The following is a 26,043-nucleotide window of genomic DNA, read 5'->3' on the forward strand; positions in this document are numbered from 1 at the left end:
GGTGGGGAGTTACGTATAGGGAGGTACACTCATGACACAACAAAACAGCCTCTTATCGGAGGATTCGGTTTATAAGAAGAAGCTATTTTACGACAACGGAGTTCAGTTCACACAGGTCAAGGCGAAACTGATTACGGAATATAAGCCTCCAACTCCAGTACTTAAGACATATGTCAATAAGACCCTAGCATCTTCTGCGGGGCTCGTGCAAAACGGTACTTCCCACTATGACGCTACACTTACCATGCTGTTCTATTCCAAGAAGGAATACGCTGATTGGCTTCAGTATATTGGATCACAGCATAAGTATTACGACGAAAAGGGAACAGTTTACATCGGCATCGTAACAGGTGAACCCAATATCAGGGCTGCAGAGATGGAAACCAAGTACATCGTAACAGTTGGTATGTCCCTTGTCCGCAAACAGGAGTTCGAGTACAAATACCTGACCGAGTTCATCGACATTGAGAACCATTGGGCAAACAAGTACATCGACAATATGCAACAACTTGGACTTATTGCAACGAATTGGGAAGCAGACGGTGAGTCCGTTGTTAACTTCCGTCCGGACGAAGCGGCGACACGGGCAGAGTCAGTAACGTTGCTTATGAGGACTTATAGATACGTGGATAAATTACTAAGGGGGTATTAAGATGAAACGATGGATTGACGTTGACCCTCTGGATTGGTTCTACCGTGACACCCTTGAGATTACCCGACTGAAGACAGACGGTACAGGTGACGTGGACGTACTAAGCGGCATGACTTATAACGTATTCAAGACAGGTTACGAACGCATGGTTAAGCGTTTTGTAACAGTCAACGGACAGCAGGAGTTCCTTGTTCCTGACTATAAATACCATGCCGACAACCCTATGTTCGTCATGATTAATGGGGTGGAGGTTCTTCCCGAAAAGATTGAGGATGGGAAAGTTACCATGTCCAACCCTTTGTCGGCGGGCATAGAGGTAGTATGTGTCGCTTATGGTATTCCTGACCGGAAGGATATTGGTTGCCTTAATACCCCATACAACGGAACATCTGACTACCGGATGCCGCACGGAACGCTAAAATATGCGACCACTTACAAATTTAGTCTGAGCAACCCACCGGAGTCTTGTACGGTGCTTGGTGTAAAGCTGAAGAGGATGATTGTTACTGTGGGGGCTGGAAGCGATGCGGGAGTTGTAATCAGGAATGCTATCGGATTCCAACGGGATGTATTCGTAATACATAAAGGTGAAGTGTACCTTCCTTATATGTATAACGGATTCCCTGCAACCATCGGGTATAACGCAAAGATTAATGGGGTTAATAGACGCACAAGCGAGACGGTGATCGTCGAATCAGGACGGGTGACATATAACGACAGGTTCTTCGGAGACGTTCGCATTCGTCGTGGAGACTTCTTCGCACTCATGAGCCGTATTTATGAGAACCTTCATAACCGATACACTGACCGTGCGTTCGCATATAACGCCACGCCAATGCGAGATATTGCAGATAAAGCTGATATTCAAGCCAATTGGTACAGGAACGATGTGCTGACTCTACTGGATGAAAAATACCATGACGGTTGCTACGTGTTCCCTCTTTACGCCGATGACAAGTTTGAACCTGAAGCATGTATTACTAGAGCGGAAGCTGTAACCTACCTAAACCGATTCATTGAGTGGATTACAGAGAAATATAGATAAGGCAGGTGGGATAAGTGACTTATGTTTCTAACGTGAACTACCCTTCAAGGCAGTTGTTACAAGGAATCATGGAGCGTGTGAATGCACTTGGAAATGAGCCGAAGGTGGTCGTGGAGTTGGACAAAACATCATACGTGCGGGGATTCCGTAGAAAATACGATGCAGTACAGTACGTAATGGATAGTGCTGTAAGCGACCTTTTGTCCATCGACAAGGCTGAGAAACTTACGGACTACGTTGACGGTACGTTGGTGGAGACTAGCACGGAACTTCGTAACTCCGACTTCTCCATGCCAATCAAGAGCAGTTCGACCATGCACGGACATGAGAACGGGGAGCGTACCATCAACGGCATGGCTATCACGGACTTCTTTGAGACCGACCCAAGAAGCACTCGGTATGTTGGTCGTGGAGGTAAGCATAAGGGGATTGACCTCGACCTTGCAATGAACGACCCTGTTTACGCTGTCTGGTCAGGTACGGTCACAGTCGCCAGCACCTTAAGAGGATACGGTAGAGTTGTTTATGTTAGCCACGGCAACGGATGGGAGACTCGCTATGCCCACTTAAACAAGATAAGTGTCAGTGTGGGGGATAAGGTTAAGGCAGGAGGTCTTGTGGGTCTAGGGGGCAACTCCGGTACTTCTCGGTCTAATGGGGGAGACGGTTCACACTTACACTTTGAAGTAAGGCTTAACGGCAAGGCACTGAACCCTGAGCAGTTCCTTCGCGGTAAAAAGACCATTCAGACCGCATCCAAAGCTGACCCACGAAACATACAGGATTCGGTTTTTATGGATGCTTCAGTCATGGCTGATTCATCGACTTCTCATGTGGAATACAACATGGAAGCAACGGCGTATGTCGCTGATTGCCCCGGCTGTATAGGAATCACAAGGGGCGGCACAGATGTTCGCAAATGGAAGAATTGGAAAATTATTGCCGTTGATCCTTCCATCATCCCCTTAAAGAGTAAGGTTGAACTTGTTGTCGATGGAGTAAGTTGGGGAGAATACCTTGCCGATGATACTGGCGGCGACATTAAAGGAAACCGGATTGACATTCTTTTTGACACGAAGGCTAATGCCCTTAAGTTTGGTAGGAAGCCTGTCGTGGTGAAAGTAAAGTCTTGGGGAGACGGAAAGACCCGTTCAGCGGACACTACCGGAGATACAAGCATCGACAAAGAAATCGTGACGTACCAGTACAACAAGACGACTTCCAAGCAAACCTACTTCAAGGATTTTACAACCAAGAAGACTGCGCTGGATGCTAAGAAGTACACCAAGACTGACGGCGCGGTACAGATGACGGTCATTGACGACGATACTCAGATGAACGTACTCGGATTCAAAGGTACGGACGGGGCTGGTCAGGCTAAGACGATCGTGTTCGAGCATGACTGGTTTAAGGCAGGAAACCTTGGATGGTCATACTTCTCAGACCTTGAAATAGACGATGTAATTATCGTCAAGGTAAATGATTACGAGGTCGTGCGAATCAAAGGTATTAATGCCAAGAACGGTGTAGCTTATCCACCATCAATCCCAATGCCAAAAGGACATAACGTGGTCGAGATTACGTTTGCCAACTCTTCCAAAGCATCGAGAGGCAAGTTCGGTTTTCTTTGGTTGCGGGCTAAAGAGTTTGATGTGGAGACCGTAGAGACAAAAACCTTATGGGACTTTGAGGACAACATGAGTAGCGCCAACAAGTGGACTCCGTACAGCACCGTTGTACAAAAAGACAAAGGTGACTATCAGGCAATCTCAACTAGTGGCGGCGAAGCAGGTATTGAGCGGCTAGGTAAAATCAAGAAGTTCCCCTTTACGATTAACTTCAGCCTGAAGACTGCGGCGGGCACAAGTGGCAAGCTAGTTATCAGCGACGGTACAAAAGGATTCCTTCTGAACATAAAGGATGACCAAATTTACACTAGTGGTGGTGGGACATACCAACTCAATACGGCTGCCGATTTCATTGAGTATACCGTAGTCTGCCATGACCAAACGGACATTGACGTATACGTGAAGCTTAACGATGTTTGGGTCAACACCGGAATCCGTGGGGCGGCGTTCGACTACCCATACCAAAGCAGAATCCTGTTCGCTGTGACGGATGGGACAATTTACCTCGATAGCATCAACTATGCTTCTAACGACTACGCCGTCGAGCAGTTGGCTACAGCTATCGGTGACACTTACAAGGAGAAGTGGTATGAAGTAGGGGAGTTCGTCTTTGAAGAGATGTACACCATCGACGTAGACGTAATGAATTGGGAAATCAATACCCATCTCGATACGACTATTAGCACAGCAAGGATTACGCTGAACAACGCTTCAGGTATCTACTCTCCATTGTGGGAGCGCAAACCGGAGTTTCCAGACGCATTCCGAACGGACAAGTCTCCCCTGAGTTACTACGAAGAAGGAGAACTGCGTCACGTCATTAGTGAGTACACCCCAATCAGGATTTACGCTGGATACGGCGAAGAAGTTGTTCGGGTATTCACGGGGATGATTAAAGGGGAGATTACAGAGAACTCTGCGGAGAAGACTATCTCCTTTAGCTGTGTGGACAGGTTCGACATGCTTGAGGAATTTGTGTTCTACAAGCCGATGCAGTACCCGCCAGAAGAAGCTTATGCGGGAGACGGTGGGGCGTTTGCTTGGATTAAATCAAGCATCGTGGAGGATATCGTTGTCGCTTCTGGATTCACCGCATGGAAAGTTCATGCAGAGGATATGGCTAACCCTGACTACGTGATTGAGGATACAGTGTACACTGACGTAAACAAGGGAAAGAACACATTCATGAAGTTCAACAAGGATACCGGAGAACTAGAAGCAGTTAGTCAAGAGAACATCATGGAAGTGGGTGGCTGGCAGAACCCGTTCGTGGCAAGTGTAACCTTCCCATTAGGTACAAACGCTTCCGATGCCTTGCAGTCTCTCATTCAGGACTTACCATACCGAATCTACTGCGATAGGTACGGGACGTTCAGAATGGAACGCATGGATTTCTTGGATGCACCTGATTGGGCCATGGTCTCTGGAATGAAGTGGGAGTTCATCGACGGCGAGAATCTAATGGAAGTCACTTCTTCTACGGATTACTCCCGTGTTAGAAACCACTTGATGATTTCCGGTACAGCAGGGATTGTCGAGCACTTCTTCGATAAGTCGCTGATAATTGCAACCAAGGGTAATATGCGTACCGCAGGTGCTCAACTGGATTGGATTGAGGAAGTCGATGGCTCTTCAATGCGTGGGCTGAAGGAGGACGTAGCCAACAAGATTTTCTTTGACTATAAACGTCAGGCGAGAACGAAGAATGTGGTGGTCAAAGGGAATCCGTTAATCGAACTACTGGATTCAGTTTATGTCTACGACGCAAAGACATTCACGTCCAGTTACTATTTAGTAAAGGGAAATAGAATGGTGGGCAGTAACGAAGGTATTTTCAATTACCTTGAGTTGACCTGGCAGACACTATCAGAAGTAGGGTAAGCACATATGGGCAGGGAGCACTTACGTCTATGACGCTAATTGTTTCCTGCTTTTTCTTATAATGCCATAGAAGTGAGGTGGATTCTGTGGAGAATAGAAACTTTCTAAACTCGAATGAGATTTATCCCATACTTGACTTAATTCGTAGGGAGATGCAGAAGTCTGGTCTGTATACGGGCGGCGATGACCTCACAATCATAAACAGTGCTCCTGTAGAACCAAATGTAATTAACGTGGAAGCCCGTAGAGAGATGGCAGGATACTCCGCTCTCGTAACCTCAGTGGTTTACACCTATGACAATGGGACTATTGAAGTGCTGACGCTTGAGAGGGACGAGAATCTAATCGTTAACGGCTTCCTTATAGAGATAGCATATCCTTCCAGAATCAACGAGCAAATGGAAGAGGAAACGGATATCGCATCTTTTAGCACCATTAGAGGGACTATTATAAGGGAGAACGGGTTGTTCAGTAATCTGGAACTCGAATATATAAAGGGGGTGTAGTGAATGTCTAGCGGCGCTAATTTTGCAAGTTACTTGGTAGGCGGTAGACTCGACCCTCCTTTTATGCCAACAAAAACAGACCCGTACATTGAAGGGATTATGGTAGAGTCCCAAATGGCGGGCAAGGTCGAACATAAGCTAACCATTGAAGAAGATTGCGAACTGCTCTCTATTGCAGTAGGCGTATCCAACTATGAAGCAAGGGACTACTGGAACTTGTATGTAGGGGAACGGCTAGTCTGTAAGAACATTTACACAAAGGATTTACCGGAGGGCATGTACTTGACGGCAATCATCCCGTGTAAGCAAGGGACGCAGATTCATTTTGAGTTCTTTAATGAGGGCGGCAAGCCCAAGGTCGTATGGGCAAACTACCAAACTCTCAAGTAGGAAGAAGGTGAATAAATGGCAGATACTTCATATCAACCGACGCCGTGGCTCGACACGACTATCAATGAAGAGTTCCTGCTGGAAGGGCTTGCTGGAATTATGACAGCCAATGGGTGGACAAAGGTTACTGAGTTTACCAAGGTCGTCTACTCTAACAAGCTAACAAAGCCTACAATCAAGCGGTTCTATCTTCCGCTGGCTAACCCTAAAATTGATTTGCCGAAGGTACTCAACGACGATTACTACATTTTCATTGATGGGGAGATTGCCCCAACATCCTATTATACGGCGGTCAAGAATCCAGACGAGACAACCACGTTCACGTTTGAAGCAGGTGTGTCCGGTCAGGTAGCTATTTACTACAGCACAGTCGGGTCCACGGATGCCTTCGACTTCTACGTGACCAAGCATATCATCGTCAAGAACATATCGGGAAACTTATTCGGTATGGCGATGATGGCAAAAGTCAATGAGCAGATTGGACGGACAGGGTGCAAAGTACCATTTGCAATCTACGATAAAAATGCAGATTACGGTACGCAGTTGACACCGCAGGACAGCGGCGTATTCTCATGGGCCATCCAGAAGGCAAACGAAGATGCACTCTTTGAGCGACACACGCTTTACTTTTACCAGCTTGAAAAGTGGATTGGAAATGGGAAGATGTTGGTGGGTTGGGAGAAAACCGATGAACTGAAACGGGTTTCTCTGGACGCAGAGGTGCAGACAAGCATGTGGGGGCTGGACGATAACACGAATGCTCTTCAGTCGAGAATAACGGACGCGTTCCCTCAGATGTATCAATCTCCAATCGTTACAGCAAGGACTCGTATTCCTCAGCTTGAACATACAGAGAAGATTGCTTTCGTGGACGTGAAGTATACGAACTGGTGGGATGATAGCAAAGTGTTCGTCAAAGGATTCATTGACGGAAAAAGTATTATGTTAATCATCTTAGCTGACACTGCTCCGATTTGGGACAGCAATGCCGTACCTGCGATTCCTCTTTACATGGGAGACTTCGACGTAAATGGCCTGACTGAGGAAGTTATTAATCGGGATATCACGTTTGACTTCTACCGGAAGACGACTAAGACTTCGACAATCATCTCAGGAAAACCAATGGTCAATGCAGGTTCTTATGTAAAGGTATGGCTCATGGGTGACACGGACGGCGACATGCCTGACGAAGCAGTCAGGCTAACCATTGCAGGACAGGAGATTGGTCGGTTCAACACTGTGGGGGCGAAAGAACCGTCAAACAACAAGAATGATGCTCAGTTGATGGGTCAGTTTGATATCACAGGTATCGAGGGTATGTCCTCCGTAACCATTGAAGCAGAAAGTGGGGATGGGGTAAGTGGTTACACTCCGGTATCCGGTCGAATGTTCCTTGAGGTGCATATCGAGACCAATAGGAACGCTGAGGGAGCACCGTCTGCTCTGTTCTCAGGAACAGCGTACAACAAAGAGGGGGCAGACGTAGAAGCCGCACTCAAACAGTCAGCTAAGTTCGATTACGATGATGCGTCAGTTAAGCAAGAGATTCTACTGCCTGTTATGAAGGAATACCCCCACTACCCAAGTAACGGCGTTGACTCAATCATGGTCAAACGTAACAAGTTCGGAGCAAGGTATCAGGCGCATTACCTGTCATGGAATGTACCGTCAAACACTATGCCGCCACCCAGGGAAGATTCTGACGGACACAAGCACCCAAGAGCATGGAAGGATTACATGAATGAACAATACAAGTACCGGTTTAGTCCTTCAAGGTATAGTGGCAAAGCCCATTCATCCCGTGCGCTCCTGGTTCATCCTGAAGATGGCACGTTCGGAACACTGCGAAACGTTATTTTAACGTCTCCCTTAACTATAATGAATGGTGACGAGTTAAAGGCTGTGAGGGATTACTGCGATGACGAGAATAGGTATGAAGTTTATTCCTACTACTTGGTCGAAGGCATCTCGCCACTGACAAAGAGACCTGCAACGCCGTTCAGACCTGCCGCACTAGGCATCCTGAAGGCGGGCTACACTCTCCCTGAGATTCCTCCTGCACCACCTGAGCCACCAGCCTTGATTCTAACCATCGACCCTGCTTACTCAAGTGTAGAAGAGGAAACACCAATCAGGTTTACTTCTATCTACAGTAAACACTCTCCCATTACAAACTTCAAGTGGGAAGTAGCAAGCGATGTGAACAAGGGAAGCTATACGGTCGATAATGCAACATTTACGTTCAACAATGTCGGCACGTATTCGGTCAAGCTTACGGTGTGGAATGAATTAGGTCAGAAGGCAACGGGTACGGCGACCGTATCGGTAACTGCCAAGTACGTTCCACCACCACCTGCTCCACCACCACCCGCAAACACATTGCAGTGCGGTAAGCTGAACGACTCTGGCGGCGGTGCTTACACCGAAAAACTCCATGAGATGGGTAACACGTCTGGACGAGTGGTAATCACCTACAACATGTACGGAGTAGCTGACCGAATGGATGTTTACTATCAGAATCAGTTGCTTGCAAGCACGAACACTGAGGTATCCAATGGCGGTTCGCTTCAGTTCCAGTACAGTCCTGTGGGCGGTGTGACGCAAATTAAAGTAGTGATGAGTTCTAGTTCAGGTTCAGGTTCATCGTGGGAATACTTGGTAAACTGCCCTGTGTAATAACAGGGCTTCATACAAGCAAATAAGTGAAGGGGTGTTATTTAAATGCCATTTATCGACACAACGCCTGCATCTTTTATCCCAAAGGTAACGGAGCAGGATATACAACCGCGTTTGGGCGACCTGCTTGCTACTCAAGGGTGGGAGACAGTCGCAAACTTTAAGAAAGTGACATTTGATTCAGGCATAATGCGAAGCACTTATACCGGACTTGATACTACTGACATTCCGATTTACGTAGCAGAGCATTTCATCTACAAGAACACGGAGGGTAAAATGTTCGGGGTGGCTGTCCTTGGTACTTGGAATCAAAATCTAGGTGTGCTGAGAAAGTTAAACAAGTCCCCTGATACTAAAGCACCGGCTCCTGCGACACTCCAAGTGTTTTCTGAATGGGCGACAAACGAGTTCCGTAAGTACCGTTCTCCACAAACCTTGTACTTTTACATGGTTGAGAACCTTGCTGGACTGACTACAAACAACCCTGACATTACATTGCCTTGGATAAATACCTCAGAACTCAAGAGGGCAGCGTTAGATATCGAAGTTGAAGTTTCAGGTTGGGTGGGCACAGGTGCATTAGCTACTTTTACAGTAACTAAAGCCGAAGGTAATCGGATGCAGTCTCCTATTATGCAAGCTGGTCTTCGGACAAACCTGCTGGAAAATTACTACGATGACACTATCAACTACGCCATTCAGAATACGAACTGGTGGGCTGACTCTGAAATCTCCATTAAAGGTCACTTGAACGGAGAAAGCCTGTTCTTCATCATCCAGTGTGATAATGTACCCGCACCGGAAGGGAATCTTGTTCCAGTCATTCCTCTTTACTTTGGTAAGCTAGATGCCATTGAAGAAGATGACGATGCTTATGCAATGTTCACGGGTAGTGTGCCTATCGTATCCAGTACAGGTACGGCGGGGCTGACAGCAATCTCCGAATACGACTTTGATGACACCGCGAAGAAGCAACCAAACATCATGCCGCTCATGAAGTCTTATCCTAAGTTCCCTGCGAACGGTTTGGATAACATCATGGTAAGCCGTGGTAAACTAGGTGCTCGTTATCAGGCTTACTACCTGTCGTGGAACGCACCTGCAAATGCCATCCCTCCAATGCGTACTTCAGTGGATGGTAAGAGAGATTACCCAAGGGCTTGGAATAACGCTGAGAACCCGCTGTACAAGTATTCCTTTAACCCATCCCGATACAGCGGTAAGGTTCACACCTCCAAGCTGTATGTAGTACATCCAGAAGAAGGGGTGAGGGGTGCACTGAAGGATACTATCGCATTGTCAGCTCTGTCCTTTAACGCTAACAAGTTGCGTGTAAAGAAGGAGCATTGCCCTGACGAGTTCGATGTATTCCGTTACTTCTTGGTCGAAGGCGTATCACCACTGACCAGCAAGCCAGGCACACAGTACCGCCCAGCGGGTATCGGATTGTACTTCAACACAGTCAATGACGAAGGAGTAGAGGTTACTTCTACTCCCCCAACACCGCCTGTAACTCCATAAAAATAAAGCCCTGCCGTGTAAAATCGGCGGGGCAATTCTAAACTAGAGGTGATCTATTGTGAGTTGGTTTGATGGAGATTCCACGATTCAGCTATTCCCTAAAGACCTTGAAGCGCTATTTAACTCCAAGGGATGGGATACATTCATTAAGTACCGCTCTGTATCGCAAGACGGTCTCAAGTTCGCAGAAGTCCGCTTGTTCAGGTCTCTTGGCTCGGATAATCAAATGCGTAACTTCGGCATGGTTTACGGCTACGGTAAGAAGAGTACCCCTGCATTGGGTGAGCAAGAGTTTATTTCTCAGAACTCCGTTCTTGGTGCGTTGATTAGAGATGAGACCTTGAATACCAAGTTCCAGTACCAAGTATTCCCTGTAATCGCAGACTCGGCAATTATCTACAAGAACGGTAACGCCGTGCCTTCCACGGATTACGTACTGGATGCAATGAAGGGCGTAGTTACGTTCACTTCTGCTCCTGAACCTACAGACGCAATCACATCCAACTATTCCCCATCCCCAATTGCACCACAACCAGTGAAACGTATGTACTTCTTCACATTTGATGACGTGCGGGGCGAACGTATTGTACAAGGCGTAAGCGGTACTGTAGTAATCGGAGACCCTGAATCCATTTTACCTGATGGTGACGGAACTAAGAAATTGTTCCCACTCCCTACTGTAGCAACGATTAAACCTGACACTGTTCGGGTTTATGTAAATCAGGTCGAACAAGCCGCAACTAATTACACAGTTGACTACACTAATAATACTGTAACGTTCATTGGAAAAGCGCCGGACGCAGGGGCAGAACTTCACGCATCATACGTGAAAATTCTGAACGCCACAGGAACACAAACCCTGAACTACGGTGATATTATGGTTAAGAACTTTGACCCTGATAAACCTACCGACCTGATGAACGCTGTGTACTCGTCCATTTACTACATTTATCCGTCCTTGCCAACGGCTCTGTCCTTCACTCCGTTGCAGAACTTTGATAGAGGATGGCAACGCGACAGCACAATGTACTTTTGGGGGAATGTGACCAAAGACCGCATTGTAATGTTCTTCCGTCCAGACCCAACTCCGGGCGCAGAGAACACGTACTTCGCTCCATTGTACATCGGGCGGCTGACGACCCTCGGTAAAGCCCCTCGCAAGAACAACGTCATTATCTCCGGTTGCCGTGAAGCCGATGAAGTTGTTTGGAAGAAGGACATGAAGTTGGGTGCAGTTTACGTGGACTACGGAAACAACACTTCTAACGGAAACCGTGGAGTACAGTTACAGCAGTCTATTGGTGGTACGTACTACCAACAGCATTACCTCGCATTCATTACGCACGATAAGAGCATTGATGCGGGCGAAACCCGATTTAACCCATCGGTATATAGTGGCAAGTACCACATTTCTCCGATGTACATTGTTCACCCGAATGATGGCTTTGTAGGCAAGCTGGATGAGTGTTATGCCGTCCACCCTAAGAACATTTCTCAGTTGGATGAACTCGAAGTAGTTGAGACTTCTGACCATGAGGAATTGGGCAAGGGCAACGGAGTAAACAAAGTCTTCCACATGGCTCACTCGCCATCCCTGAAGGATGACGGTACGCCGTTCAAGCTTGAGGTTCAGGTGGATTGTGTAGACCAAACGCTCGGCACGGACTACACGGTTGATATCGAGACGAAGACAATCAGTTTCCTTGAGGGTAAAGAACCTGCGGCTGAAGCGGAAGTTCTTGCTACTTACGAGTACAAGCAACTGTACCGCTACACTTTGGCAGACACACCTGTTAGCCCGTTCACTCTAGCTAACATGTCACCGTTTGCTCCAATTGGCCTAGGCATCCTAAAAGAAACGCTTAAAAAGAACTCGTAATCTATAATATGGGAGGTTGGCGGTGAATGATGAACGGTAAGAAATCTTACCTAATCAGCTTCACCGCCCTTTTTTCTAAAAGGGGCTATGAACTGAAAATTGGGTTTGAACAAATTATCAATGCTAACAATCAATATCACCTGACCGCTCCCGTTAACAGTACCTATAAGACATTGATTGAGGATACCATGAAGAACGCAAACAAAGCCCCTCACTCGGCTACCGGATTATTCGGGCGGCTAGGGAGTGCTGAGTACATCACTCAGTATGACGGCTTTGAAGTAGAGACTGTAGTAGCTTCTATCGTATCGTACCTGTCAGGCATCCATAAGTATTTTAACGGCGAAACAGTCACAGACGGAACAACAGATGAACAGCAGGATGCAAGTAGGCTTGAGCAGATACTTGAAGCTGAAGGTGCGGCGTTAAGTGAAGGCAGTCGGATAGACAAATTTGCACACCTTGAAGAACTGGCTTCCGGTGATCTTTATGACGTTAAGGTCTCCGTTGCAGAAGGTAATAGGGTTTCCATTTCCCTGTCCAACAAACAAAGTGTAATACATGCGCTCGAATCCACCGTATCCGGTATCTCACAAGACACTCAGATGGGCGGTATTGAATCCGCAGAGAACAGTGTCCGGTTGAATGCTGAAGAAGGACGGGCGGTACTTTCCAACATCGTCCGCAGTATCTTAGATGGGGAGATGGCATTAACCAGCGTAGGTACTCATGACCCTGACATTAGCGTGGTAGGGGAACTACACTATACGGAAATAGGTGAGGTTGGGTTTGACAGGGCTGTCAGTGATTCTTATCCATTGGAGTATGCAGTCCTTGTAAGTGAGGGTAGTGAGCAAGGGTATGAACTCGCAGAGATAGCCGTAAAGGGATCTTCTCTGGAAGTTTACGTACGTACGGATACTCGACAGGAGGGTACTCTTGAGGGCAGGGAGGAAGCAAGACAGCTGGAAGTCACGGAGGATGCTTTCGTTTCTCGGACAGAGACCGGACATTTGGATATAGTATTTGAGGCTCAGACAGGAACACCTGTTTACGCTGAAAAGAGGAATGAAGCAGAACTTACGCTTACCACGGTAACCGACACATACGGCGGCGGTGAAGCTGAGATGAATGAACACGTACTGGCAGAGACCCTTTACAACGAACCAACCATCTTGAGTGAGTATGTGATGGTGGACACGAATAAGGACGTAGACCTTCAGCCTTCTACTGAGGTTCATACGTATCAGAACGCCGATGCTCAGGAGTTCATTCAGACAGATACAGTTATACAAGCAAGCCAACAGGATGACGTAAGAGGTGAGTTGATTCAGCCTGTTTACGATGGTCAAGTAGAAAGGGTCTTGGTACAGGGAGAGAACGTACAGGATGCCGCAATGCAGGAGAGTTTGATGTACGACACTTTAGTCAATACACAGACGGACGAGCAGACCACCGTTGTTACCTACGAGAACGGGCACAGCCTCGAATTCTTATCCAAGGCAACCTCTCAGGTGAAGGACGCTAGAATCAAATCTACTCAGTCTGTGGACACAAGTGTCTCAGCAGATATGCAGGAGTTCCTGACCTACGATACAAGGCAGGACAGTGAACTTGAGACGTTCACTAGAGCGGAAAGTTGGGCTAACTCACTGCTCCTGATTGACCGGACGGTGATGGCTGACACAGAGCAAGAGGGCAGGCAGTCACTCGAACTGGAAAGCGGTAAGATTGAGATGGAGTACATGGCGGGCGTTGAAAGTTTAGACCAATCATACTACTTCGATAAGCACATCACCAATTTCTCATTTTCAAGCTCAGATAGTGTCAAGGATGCCACTGAGAGCCTTCTTTTAACTATAGAGTACACTTCGGACACGGCTAAAGCAGGAAGCCTTACAGACGCTTCTAGCGCTATCGGAGACAACGAAGGTTACCTCAAACTGGTATCCCAAGGAAGTTCCGTACAGGAATACAATGCTGACATTGACGATTTTACGGATGTTACGTATGTGAGCGGTGACGGGGCTATCCAGCTTATCAGTGACGCAGAAGTTTACGTGGGCGGGGACCCACTGGTTGATAGATTCATAGAAGCTACCGATAAGAGTGACAAAATGGATGCAGAAGTCGAAGAGTGGACGGAAGCTGGCATGTCGAAGCGCACACAGGTAGAGGTAGAATCCCTTTATATGTTCGAGCAGATTCAGGGAGCGATTGCAGAATCGCCTGAAATACTGAAGGCGGTACGACTCATGGAAATTATGTACGGCTCAAAAGCGGTCGATTTGATTGAAGCAGGGATGGAGAACATCATCCAAGATAGCATCACTCAAAGTTTCACACAAGCTGATTTCCCTGCCATTACGCAGACGGTAATTGAGAAGCTGAAACAGGCGGGGGCAGGGGTTACGGTTATTGCTTCCAATCAAGAAGAGGTGCACGCCGAACACAACAAGGGGGCAGACCTGAAAGCAGAGTCTCTGACGACCGGACGGTATGTAGTAGAACCGGAGGGCACGATGCCGCAGGGAATTTCAGGTGCTTCCTTATCGGACTTCAAGCAGACTGCAGACATTACTGAAATAAGCAGGGCAATTGCGGAAGCCAACAAGCACATCGGAGTCATTCAAGGACTGGACAAGGCAGAGCAGAAGACCTTCGGTGAAGGTGTTAAGCAGACAGGGCTCACTGCGGCAGAGACCGACATTACAAGGGACGGTGTAGTTCACTTACCTGAGACGGCGTTATCTGACCCTACTGCTGAAGGTGTAGGTACAAAGGTTGAGACAGGTTTTGCGGGCATGGGATATGAAGGTGAGGTAGAAAGACCGGACATAGCCAACCAAGTAACAAGTGTAGAGGCTATCAAGCAGGACATCGAGACCGCCATACAGTCTGACAGCAAGAATGTAAGCTATAAACACAAGACTGAGACAGCGTTATCTAACCCTACTGCTGAAGGTGCAGGTACAAAGCTTGAGACAGGTTTGGCGGGCATGAGGTATGAAGGTGAGCTAGAAAGACCGGACACGGCCAACCAAGTAACAAGTGTAGAGGCTATCAAGCAGGACATCGAGACCGCCATACAGTCTGACAGCAAGCATGTGAGCTATAAACACAAGACTGAGACAGCGTTATCTAACCCTACTGCTGAAGGTGTAGGTACAAAGCTTGAGATAGGTTTGGCGGGCATGGGGTATGAAGGTGAGCTAGAAAGACCGGACACAGCCAACCAAGTAACAAGTGTAGAGGGTATCAAGCAGGATTTGGAGTCCGCCGTACATTCTGACAGCAAGCATGTAAGCTATGAGCACAAGACTGAGACAGCGTTTAATGGTACAGGTGTGTACGGTGTGTGGTACGGCATTAGTTTGGGCGAACAACGGACAGACAGGGATGCAGTGACCTATAAAATCGAAGGCGCTCGAATCAGTGACGGAAACTCACCTACAGCTATTCAGGAGTTGGAGGATGCTTGCCAGAGCGATGTTGCGAAGGAGACTGTTCTTTACGAAGAACACACAGCAATGTTTACGGACAAAGGGTATGAAGCAGTGGAGTCCAAGCTAGAAGGGGCTACCAGCGGCAAGTCTAATGACGCATTTGTGGTGGGTATAGAAGGAGCAACTTCCTTTATTTCCGAAGAAGCTGTCGTTCATCAAGGAGATTCAGCCCAATACCATGACGACTCGACAATGGGCGTTATTCATGAGAGTGAATCGGCTAATATTGATGATAGCAGTAAAGTTGGAACTATCTCGGAAATGGTGACGGCAACAACGACAACCAATGCTGAAGCAGTCACCCATGAGTTGGAGGGAGCGGTAAGCGGTAAGGATACGGGTGCCTTTATTCAGGCAGGAGAACTCGCTGAGCACATCTCACATCAAGACCTTGCAGTCATTGAGGATTTGGAGTCAGGGGTACGGAAGAGGTTGCAACTTGAGACTGATATACAAGACGACTCCAAAGTGACGAATCACCGTGAGCCTATCGAGACGCATATCAGCGAACCGGAAGAAGCCGCTAGACATACTAAGGCGATTGAGGTGGGAATTGAAAAACCGGAGAAAGTCGACAGACCTAAGCTTGTTCTTGAGGTCGATATCGAGCAATCGGAAGGTGCAGAACGACCTAAACGTGTAATCGAGACGACAATTGAGAAATCTGAGGGCGGTATTCTCAAGACACCTGAAGAACCGAAGAAACCTCGCATCTGGCTCATTATCGGTAAGATAGCTTCTTGGAGCATCTGGAACTGGAAGAAAACAAGGTAGGTGATAATAATTGGGAATCTATAAGAAGTCGAGTGGCTTAATCTTCGATGACAGGTTCGATAGCGGGAGTATTCATTCCCGCTATACCCTTTCACCTAGTGATGCTGTTTCAATCGACAATGCTTTAGGTCAGGTCATCATGCCGCACACTGAAAGCGACACTTCTATTATGTTCGATGTTCCTGAAGAGCAGACTGTTTTAATGGAAGTGACCGCTGACTACGTGCCGACAGAACTGTTAGATGAAGGCGGTATTATCATCTGGCAGGACGGATACCATCGATTGGAGTTTCTTGAGAGTAAAGACACAACCATTAGGGAGTATAGCCGTTGGCGGGCACTAAAGAAAGCAAATAAGTGGACGTTCTATGCCCATCGCGGTAGTGGGTGGGAGATATTCGATACTGCTCCTATGGTCGCTGAGAAGATGGGTGTCATCCTAAAGAATAGGGAACAAACTAACTTCGACACTCTGAACCTCGATAGGATGGTTGTCTGCAAGAGCGACAAAATTACGATAGGCAACTTACCTACGGGGTACTCAGTTTACCTCTGTGACCCTGACGGCAATTCAGTGGCTTCAGCGGTGGTTGAGCCTAACTGGACAGGCTGTGAGATTGAACTGCCCTTGATGCCCTATAACGGGATTATCAGGGTTTACGATACGCAAGGTACGCTTCTATCAAGTCTCGGCGCATTCGATATCTACGGTGGCGACATTTACCTGTTTGGCACTGAACTAAAGGTTATCTGGAATGATAAGGAACTTAACAAGGAGACCGACACGTATCTTGGCACGATGTATGAAAATCAGATTCTCGTTCAGATGTTACTACAGAACCCTTCCAAGGAGAAACCTGCAAACACCATATCGCTTGGCATCCTAAAGTATATGGAGACGTTCGGGTACGAGTGGACAGACATTTGCCATGATGATGGGGCAGACACGCCGACAGAGGAGTTCTCAAAGCTTATAGATATGGGCAGTTTACCACCTCTTGGAGAACGAAAGTTCTGGATGAAAGTTGAGAGGATGGAAGACCGTTTCCAGATTAAACCCCTGCACTTTATTCTGGACATTAACCATACGTAAGGAGGTGAGCGTAAATGGCAGGAACGAAGATGACCCTTCGCCGCTACGGGGGCGGTGAGTTTCAGTATTGGGATGAACAGGAAATCATCGTAGACGAACAGTACCTAGCATTAGAGCGTGGGTTGTTCATCTACCTTGACCACGAATACCGGATGGGCACGAAGCAGTTAGACGTGTACTTTAACGGAGCACACTTGCTGGAAGGCGGCGGCTACGAAGAGATTGATCCGACAACTATCCAGTTGGACTTAGGGACGTATGAAGGAGATACACCCCTTGCTGGACTTCCTGTACAGCTTCAGGTGGGCGATGAAATCCTTATCCGTACATGGAAGCCTGAATACCGTCAGGGCAACGGGAACATTGATGAACTCAGGTTCTTGACTCTGGAAGAAGAGGTACGGAAAGCAAGGCAATACAAGGACGCTGACGCGCCTCATTCCAGCCTTGATGAACGTCTCGATTTTATTGAGCGGCGGGTAGAATCCAAGACAATGGTATTCTTCCTGAGTCGGGTGTTTGACGGAGTAGCCAAGCTGGTCATGCGCTTCCCGTATGAGGGAGATATAACTGAGGTTTACGCTTCCACATCACGTGAAGGAGACGCTGACACTATCTTCCAAATTGAGAAGTGTTCTCAGGAAAGTTACGACAGTTTGAACCCAACATGGGAGACAATCTTCCACAGCAATCTTGTGGTAGATGGGAACGAGCGTTCCAGTAGAACGTCAGACAGACCTTACGCTGTATCCGTTCCTAGAATCAACAAGGATGACCATTTCCGTATCAACGTGGTCGAACGTGGAGAAGGAATTGAGGGTGTAACAATAGAACTGGTAGTGCGGTTAGGATAGTTCCACAGTTTACCAAACCCACAGTAAAATATTGGACTACTTGCTTATAATGTATGTGCGGTAAAGAGCCGCAAGATCGTAAAGGAGAGGTGAATAAATATGGCAGGAACTAGGGGTATTGCTAGATTCCGTGGTGAACAGTTGAACAACAAGTTGATGCGTAATAACCACTTCGATGTTGCCAACAAAATCAATGAGCAGTATTTGGATATTGATTTCCACGCACACCGTGAATCCCTTGAAAATACCAAAATCGACGTGTTCGTTCAAAAGAATGATGTAGCTGTAGGTGTGGGGCTGAACTCCATCGCAATCACGCCCGACATTCTAAACACTAACGTAGCAGTTGACTCCAACACTGAGGGTACTGTTGTCGGCAACGTAATCGAATTACGTAAGAATGGCACACAAGACTTCCCGTTTATTGATGAAGACGGAGATAGAGTTTACGGTAAAGTACGTGAAGATGCAGGAGATTTCTACCTTGACTTCTTCAGTGAAGTTGCAGGAGTAGAAGCCCCTTACACATTCGTAGATGCGGTAACAATCGACTACAAGTACATTACCCGTACTAACCTGTCTGTAATTCCTGTTGATGCTATTGTTAGTGGCGGGGCAGGTCTCGTAGCAGATGCCGTTGATGCTAAAGCCTACATGAACCTTAACCAGTTGATGAAGGACATTTACGGTGGCGGCGGCACTCTGGACAATGACGGTAACGCTAACCTCGCTACTAGCATTGTACAGCAAATTGCCAACGAGATTCAAGCACGTACTGAAGCTGATACAGCTATCCGTAACGACTTGGTATCCTCTGCGGCGGCTAAAGGTGCGAGCCTTGTTGGGGTAGTCGTTGATCCTAACTACGATGGTGCAAACGTTCAGGCTGTACTGGCTGACCTTGCACAGCGTTTGGTAGAAGTTGAGACGCTGACTGTGGGCATCGCTAACCGTGATTCTGACTCTGCCAATGGCTACTTCAAGGCGGGAGACTTCGGCACGGCTGAGGGTCGTATCGTTGACCTTGAGACTGCCGCTGATGCTGGGTTTAAGGCTCAAGCTGACCGCTTGGTGAAACTTGAAACTGAAGATGAAGAAGAAGTGTTTGAAGCGGTGGGCGGTGAGACTGAGTACGTGTTCCTTAACGGCTTGGCTAAACCTAAGACTGTCCTTCTGTCCATCAACGGTCAAGTACAGACACCTACCATCAACTTCGAGTACCTTGTAGACAGTAATGGAGCAATCCGTGGTGTGAAATTCGCACCTGAGACGTTGAAGATCACTGACGGAATTCCTGATGTACTGTACGTCAAGTATAAGAAGATTCTCTAGTAACTAGACCCCTTTATCGGGGTCTTTTTATTTGCCCCGAACCTAACTATAAAACGACTAATATAGTAGTATACTTTACACGGCAATTGTTAAGGTCTCACCTGACCAACCTATATTGTCTATAGCTTGACAAGAACAAAGTCGAGAACTAAGCAATTAAGGGAGGAAATACAATGCCAGCACCAATAGTTTCTTGGTACACGTCCGATAACTCTTCGCAAGTAACTCAGTGGGATATCGGTACAGTTGACGCAGGTTCGTTGTCCACTACCTTTACGGTACTGATTTGGAATAACCGTGGCGGCTCGTCCGCAGTATCCGATATGCAGAACTGCACAATCACAACTAAGGATAGTTCGGGTGGTAACACGGGTGAACTTGTAACAAACACTTGGATTGAAGTTAAAGTGGATTCTCTATCCGAATCCACGTTTACTGCTATCGGCGGCACAGTCACGAAAGATATTCGTGCTACGAAGTCTGACACTCCTGCGAAAACAATCAAAGGGGCGGCAAATGACGGTAACATTAATACTGCTAACACAACGGCAAACTTATCGAAGGTAACTCTTCGTGCCAACGTACCACCAACAGCTACAGCAGGATTAGTAACATTCCTGACACGTGTGTCTTACCAGTACGTGTAAACATTGACTTCAATACAATGAAGGAGGAATTCATAACATGCTTTCGATTTTCAATGAACACAGCGGGATCTCTCCTGTAGGACAAGACTTCGTGTGGGTGGGTGAGTACATAGATGGTACTTACCTATCCGAATTCGACCTTACAACCAAGGAAGAGAACAGTTTCTACGATATTGATCGCGATCGGTTGGTTCGATTTGGCGTTATCGGTCACGGTAATAAATTTTTCTTCGAGAATGACGGTGTGTTCAACCTCGGTGGCTCGGGAATAGAAGTTATCTACAAGGACGGGGAAAGAGAGTACAACCTTACCGGTCACGCTGGAAAGTTTCACGATATCATCACCTACAAGGATGCGGAGTCTTCTGTGAACTTTGCTGTGGGTCAGGGCGGAACTGTCGCGGACACTACAATTACCCAATTTAACTTTGGATACAAGTCTTTGATTGAGATTGACGGAGTAACCTTCCAGTTTAAAGCTACTTGCAGAATTCCATTCGGTGAGCCGATGTATATCAACTTCTGGCTTGTAGCAGATCAACAGCTTAACGGTGTGCTTCTAATCAAGAAGAACAACCGAATTGCCACAGAACTCAAAGCACCACTAAGAAAAGGCGTGGGCGGCGAAGTTAATTTCGGACTGTCTTGATCCTAAGACAGTCTTTTTCTATATAAGGAGGAACGTCCATGCCATATAAAATAGGAAATCTAGTGTTCACAGGTCAGGCTTCAACAGCAAGTGTTTATGCTAGTGTATCTGATGTTATGGTTGGAAATAACAGCATCTACGTTGTTCAGCAGTATTTGCAGAGCATAGGTGTTTACAATAAAAACGATGATGGTTCAATTGGTGCTAAGATTACTAACATTAATTGGTACGCTAATGACAGTAGCACCTCCTACATCTGTGAAATTAACAGTTCCGTCCCATATGCCTACGCTGTCTTTGTCGAAGACGGTCGGGACTATCTTATTGGTTGGGGCAAGAACGGAATCCTTTACCAGTGGTCTATTAATCTTACCACTTACGCTATTTCAAACCGTGTCACATACAGCGCACCCCACGGCATGACTGCATACAGCCGTGGTGGATGGGACGGAGACCAGTACGTTTGGTTTTGGAGCAGAAGAGATTACCGTCTTTACAGGTGGGACATAAAAAATAAGACTGGCGGGCTTACTCAGTTCTCTACTATCGAAAATAGCGGTTACTCATTAGATTCTAGTTATACAGGGAGCGGTCTTTATGTAGAAAATGGAAAAGCTTATTGGGGTTCGGGTTCAAACGAAAGCGATGGTTTCCTTGGTTGTTTTGACGTAGCCACTGGTGCTTTGGTGGGAAGCGTAATGAAATCTCCTGCACTCGCACAGTTCGGCGTAACAGCTATCAGCGCGAACGCGGGATGTATCCAGATTAACCCAATGAACAGAGGAATCGCCTATTACTTCACCTTCGGGTCTGTTATCAAGACCTTATACTTATCCTCCTTGGACGTATCAAACGTATCCATTCCATCCACGGTACATGACGATTTTACAGTAAAGTTCGATTTTACCGCTGACCTGAACGGAAGTACCACTTCAGGAACGTATCGTGCCCTGATAAATGGAACGGAGATTAAAGGATTTGCAACTTTATTGCCACTTCCAGTGACTAGTAATACTGTAACAGTGCCGATCAGCTTAATGAGCATCGGTGCAAACTTATTGAGGTTGGAACTGAAGGACAACTACGGCGGGGTGAAGTTCAAAGATTATACTGTGACCGTAACCAATAACCAACCTGTTATCGTGACAAGTGTTTCAAAGGATACTACTCATACTGACAACATAACCTTTGAAGCCTTAGTAACGGACGAAGCCACCGACCTCATGACGTACAGGGTTTTACTGAACGGTGAAGTGGTCAACGACTGGACAGTATCAGGTTACAACTCCCCACTGACTGTTCGGCGCTCGTTCAGGGCTGACCAATTAAACATCGGTAGCAACACGATTACTATTGAAGTGAAGGATAACTACAAGACCAATACTGAAGTTGTATCAGGCACAATTACGGTGACAAAGGTGAACACAAAACCTGAGTTGACGGTGGCCATGAAAGGAAACACGCTTAACATGTTCATGCAGGATGCTGACGGAGATATGGTTAGATTTAGAGTTCTGCTAAATGGTGAGCAGGTTATCCCTGAGTCCGGTTACTCTGCCCCGTTCCCTTCACCTTTGGCTGTTACGTACACCTTACCCAAGAAGAAAATCATCACTAACCAAATTAATACAGTGAGGGTTGAGGTAATCGACTCGGCGGGAGACATGGCAGATTGGTCTTCGACAGGAGTATTAGGGTATAGCGGTCTGATGTTTAAGGATGCTTCTAGCAACTTCTACACTACAGACTTCGGGGTTATGCTCAAGTATCTGGATGTTGGAGTCCTTTATGCTAGGGAGCAGTCAGGAATCTTTGAGTTGTTCGTAGAGAATACGCTTGGATATCCTGTAAAGAATGTCAAGATTAAGCCGTTACAGGGAGACCTTCACCCAATCAACGAGAAGGTTGAGGTCAGCATTAGCAATGCGCCATTCGCTCCTGAGAGTGAACTGCTTTACCCTGAAACCTACGACACAGGAGACACGCTTAAGTTCTATGTCCGTCTGACAATGAACGACTTGGCGGTGGGTGGAGGTAACTTCAAGATTAGAGTAACAGGCAATGCCCTGTAAGAAAGGGAGGTCAATACAATGGCTAATCATAAAAACAACCGCCTAGTTGTAGATTCTACGGGCGTGAACCGCACAGCGGGCGCTCAAAACACTGTAGAGTTTTGGATGTTCTGGCGGGGAGATGATGGGCAGATGCCCTTCGGCTTTGACAACTACGACATTTACTTAGTGTCTGGAAGCTTAGGAATCAACACAAATAATAGTGATGTTATTGGGATAGCAAGCAGTGGTTTAGCGAATAAGTGGGTACATGTGACGGCTGTCTTCTATAACGGAGTACCTAATGCATCAAACCTGGAAATTTATATTAACGGGGTCAAGCAGACGCTAGCACAGCGCCTTGGTAGTTCACGCTCAATGACTGTAAGCAACTCAGCGGCGTTTGGTGGGTGGTCTCTGAGCACTTCTTACCAGTTTAACGGATATATTCGTAACGCCCGTATTTGGAATAGGAAGCTGTCCGCATCTGAGGTAACAACCGTAATGAACACGGCAGGGGCTGTACCCACAGGGAATGGACTCGTCGGACAGTGGTACACAACCTCCATCGAAAACGTAGCACCTCAGTACGATTACGCCTTTGCGAGTGGATACAGCAGGTTCGACCCCGTTGGTCTTCTTACACCTAACACGACATATCCCTTTGATGACAACGGAGACCCCTACGCAGGTTTTACGTATCAGTGGGACGTTCCGATTCGCTTTACTAAGCTCAGATTCAAATCGCACCCAAGTTACCCAATTAAAGGGGTGTCCATATATGTAGATAACGTGAGAGTCGTCACTAACTTAACCATCACAAACACTTGGTACGAAGCGAGTGGTAACTGGTATGGAAGTACCGTGACTCTTGTAAGGACAGGTACTGGAGACCAAACCATACAGCAGGTAGAGTTTTACGGGGATGTGCTGAATAAGGATTATTCTTTGAATGTAACCAAGGTCGGTGAAATACCTGCTTGGTACGTATACAACATGCAGATGGTACAGATTGATAACACGTTGGATGTTATCGGTGACACAGGACACGGAGGTAACGACATATGGCACATGGTCAGAACTGCTACTGTGGGCGGGTCAGTAAGCTACGTAAGAAATTACCAGCTAACTGGTATGCAATATACTACTACGCATCCTGACTGCTATGATTACAACCCTTGGAACGACCACCTGTACATTATCCATGACGAAGACCCTTACACCATGTACAAGTACCGTATTAATAAGCCAAGTATGAACTGGAATCTGACCTACACGGCGAAGTACACCTTTAGTTCAAGCTTATCCAACGGCGGGGTGCTGGTAACGTGGGCAGGAACTAAGTTCGCATTTAACAAACAAACGAATGAAGGATACGCTTACCTACTCGCTAACGGTCTTGGTCAAGGGACTACCGCTAAATTGTACAAGATCAAGCTGGACACTCCCAATGCTATACCAGAGTTTGTCGTAGATATTCCTTGGTATGCTCCAAACAACTTAGTTAGTTTCGCTGTCACGGACGAGTACGTATTTCTTCCGTTATCCGGCGGGGTACGTCTAGGGGCGTACAGTAAACGTTATGGTAATTTAGCTAACTCCTACCCCATGGTTGGAAATAAATTAAATAGTTACTTCAGCGCTTCCAGCTTCAACTACGGCGGGGCGACATACATTACCGCCAACGGATACCAGTTCGGGCTTATTCAACTAAGTGTAAGAAACAAGCGACCTTTAATTAATGACCTGAAGGCAACACCTGCCACGCTGACACGTGAAGACTTCCGTGTTACCGCAATGATAGGGCATACGAATGACTTGCCAGCTTCCTACAAGATATTTGTTAATGGGGTAGAGAAAGCCACCGTGTCATCCCTTCCAGTGCCTATTACAGTCAATCACCTATTATCTAATAGGGATCTTGTTCTAGGTTCCAACACGATAACGCTGGAAGCTATAGATACGCACTCTGCTAAGGTGACGGCTGTAGCGACCGTCCTCAAGACAAACACTGACCCTTTCCTTAACATAACGGCATCTACGCTGACCTGCCATAAGGAGCACATCTCCCTTGAGGTAGTCGTGTCTGACGCAGAAAAAGATAAGGCTAAGTTTCAGATTTTACTTAACGGGGTTGCTAAGTACCCTGACTCAGGAGGGTTCACTGAGAGCCTAAATACACCGTATACCTACGTATACTCGCTGCGTAACAGTGACCTTCTAATTGGTGACAATACGGTTATAGTGAATGCGGTAGACGAGTACGGGGCGACAGTGAGTAAAAATTTGATTGTCAGTAAGCTAAATAAACTACCTTTGGTGGAAGCTGAAGTTAAGGGGCAGACCCTATTTGCTCACATTACTGACGATGACGGGGATGCCGTTCGTTACAAAGTCTTGATAAATGGTTCACAGGTTTACCCTCCCTCCGCTGGTGTATGGACGCAGTATATACCAACTCCCATTGACGTTCAGTTCATGATACCTAAAGAAGTTATTGTTTTCGGCAACACTCACAAGGTAGAAATCGTGATGGAAGATGACATGGGGGAGACCAAGACTTGGCAAGAAACCACCCTGATTGACTACGCAGGTCTTATGTTCATATCTGAGGACGGTCAGTATTACTCTACTAATATCGGTGAGGTTCTGAAGTATCTTGAAGTAGGGACGATTGTGGCAGGCAACTTGTCAGGAATGTTCAAAGTTACTCTGAAGAACACCATTGGGTACGAAGTAAAGAATATCATACTGACAACGGCGCAGAAAGACCTTAATCCTACCGAAGAGGTCGTAGAGTTGAGCCTGACGGACAAACCTTTCACCGCAACTAATAGGATAGAGGTTGATTCCCTAGCCCATGCAGAGAGCGTACCTTTTTACGTAAGAATCAATGCTTCACCAAAAGCCATTGGCGGGGGGGAATTCGATGTAAGAGTCGTAGGAGACCCCGCTTGAT

The 26,043-nt window shown here is 46.8% G+C and carries 16 protein-coding genes; all 16 read left to right on the forward strand.

Annotated features, from left to right (window positions below; all coding sequences use genetic code 11):
* Positions 1 to 31 precede the first annotated feature (31 nt).
* A complete protein-coding gene (locus ACETMN_RS16410; protein WP_091020947.1) occupies positions 32 to 652 on the forward strand; it encodes an S-layer homology domain-containing protein in 621 nt (206 codons plus the stop codon).
* Position 653: 1 nt separating this feature from the next.
* Complete coding sequence (locus tag ACETMN_RS16415) at positions 654 to 1,697, forward strand: hypothetical protein (RefSeq protein WP_047843119.1); 1,044 nt, start codon at positions 654 to 656, stop codon at positions 1,695 to 1,697.
* A gap of 176 nt (positions 1,698 to 1,873) precedes the next feature.
* Complete coding sequence (locus ACETMN_RS16420) at positions 1,874 to 5,206, forward strand: peptidoglycan DD-metalloendopeptidase family protein (protein ID WP_306299296.1); 3,333 nt, start codon at positions 1,874 to 1,876, stop codon at positions 5,204 to 5,206.
* An 86-nt stretch (positions 5,207 to 5,292) separates the two neighbouring features.
* A complete protein-coding gene (locus tag ACETMN_RS16425) occupies positions 5,293 to 5,712 on the forward strand; it encodes a hypothetical protein (protein WP_047843121.1) in 420 nt (139 codons plus the stop codon).
* 3 nt (positions 5,713 to 5,715) lie between these two features.
* Positions 5,716 to 6,102 carry a hypothetical protein gene (locus ACETMN_RS16430; RefSeq protein WP_047843122.1) on the forward strand — a complete coding sequence of 129 codons (387 nt, stop codon included), beginning with the start codon at positions 5,716 to 5,718 and terminating at the stop codon, positions 6,100 to 6,102.
* 15 nt (positions 6,103 to 6,117) lie between these two features.
* Entirely contained in the window at positions 6,118 to 8,778 is a 2,661-nt protein-coding gene (locus ACETMN_RS16435; RefSeq protein WP_411736377.1) for a PKD domain-containing protein, read from the forward strand.
* 45 nt (positions 8,779 to 8,823) lie between these two features.
* Positions 8,824 to 10,299 carry a hypothetical protein gene (locus tag ACETMN_RS16440; protein WP_091020950.1) on the forward strand — a complete coding sequence of 492 codons (1,476 nt, stop codon included), beginning with the start codon at positions 8,824 to 8,826 and terminating at the stop codon, positions 10,297 to 10,299.
* A 58-nt stretch (positions 10,300 to 10,357) separates the two neighbouring features.
* Complete coding sequence (locus ACETMN_RS16445; protein WP_091020951.1) at positions 10,358 to 12,178, forward strand: hypothetical protein; 1,821 nt, start codon at positions 10,358 to 10,360, stop codon at positions 12,176 to 12,178.
* A 26-nt stretch (positions 12,179 to 12,204) separates the two neighbouring features.
* Complete coding sequence (locus ACETMN_RS16450; protein WP_411736378.1) at positions 12,205 to 16,458, forward strand: hypothetical protein; 4,254 nt, start codon at positions 12,205 to 12,207, stop codon at positions 16,456 to 16,458.
* A 10-nt stretch (positions 16,459 to 16,468) separates the two neighbouring features.
* Positions 16,469 to 17,551 (forward strand): cell adhesion protein, encoded by a 1,083-nt coding sequence (locus ACETMN_RS16455; protein WP_411736379.1) that lies wholly within the window; start codon positions 16,469 to 16,471, stop codon positions 17,549 to 17,551.
* A gap of 14 nt (positions 17,552 to 17,565) precedes the next feature.
* Positions 17,566 to 18,405, forward strand: a complete 840-nt coding sequence (locus ACETMN_RS16460) for a hypothetical protein (RefSeq protein WP_091020954.1) — start codon at positions 17,566 to 17,568, stop codon at positions 18,403 to 18,405.
* Positions 18,406 to 18,504: 99 nt separating this feature from the next.
* On the forward strand, positions 18,505 to 19,737 hold the full coding sequence (locus ACETMN_RS16465; RefSeq protein WP_411736380.1) for a hypothetical protein: 1,233 nt from the start codon (positions 18,505 to 18,507) through the stop codon (positions 19,735 to 19,737).
* 173 nt (positions 19,738 to 19,910) lie between these two features.
* The gene (locus ACETMN_RS16470; RefSeq protein WP_047843130.1) at positions 19,911 to 20,384 is read left to right on the forward strand and encodes a hypothetical protein; all 474 of its coding nucleotides are present in this window, start codon (positions 19,911 to 19,913) and stop codon (positions 20,382 to 20,384) included.
* A 37-nt stretch (positions 20,385 to 20,421) separates the two neighbouring features.
* A complete protein-coding gene (locus ACETMN_RS16475; RefSeq protein WP_235431570.1) occupies positions 20,422 to 21,033 on the forward strand; it encodes a hypothetical protein in 612 nt (203 codons plus the stop codon).
* A 38-nt stretch (positions 21,034 to 21,071) separates the two neighbouring features.
* The gene (locus tag ACETMN_RS16480) at positions 21,072 to 23,105 is read left to right on the forward strand and encodes a hypothetical protein (protein ID WP_411736381.1); all 2,034 of its coding nucleotides are present in this window, start codon (positions 21,072 to 21,074) and stop codon (positions 23,103 to 23,105) included.
* A gap of 18 nt (positions 23,106 to 23,123) precedes the next feature.
* A complete protein-coding gene (locus tag ACETMN_RS16485; protein ID WP_411736382.1) occupies positions 23,124 to 26,042 on the forward strand; it encodes a LamG domain-containing protein in 2,919 nt (972 codons plus the stop codon).
* Position 26,043: the final 1 nt, after the last annotated feature.

This window comes from Paenibacillus sp. M2, from assembly GCF_046713495.1.
Lineage (GTDB): Bacteria > Bacillota > Bacilli > Paenibacillales > Paenibacillaceae > Paenibacillus > Paenibacillus amylolyticus_B.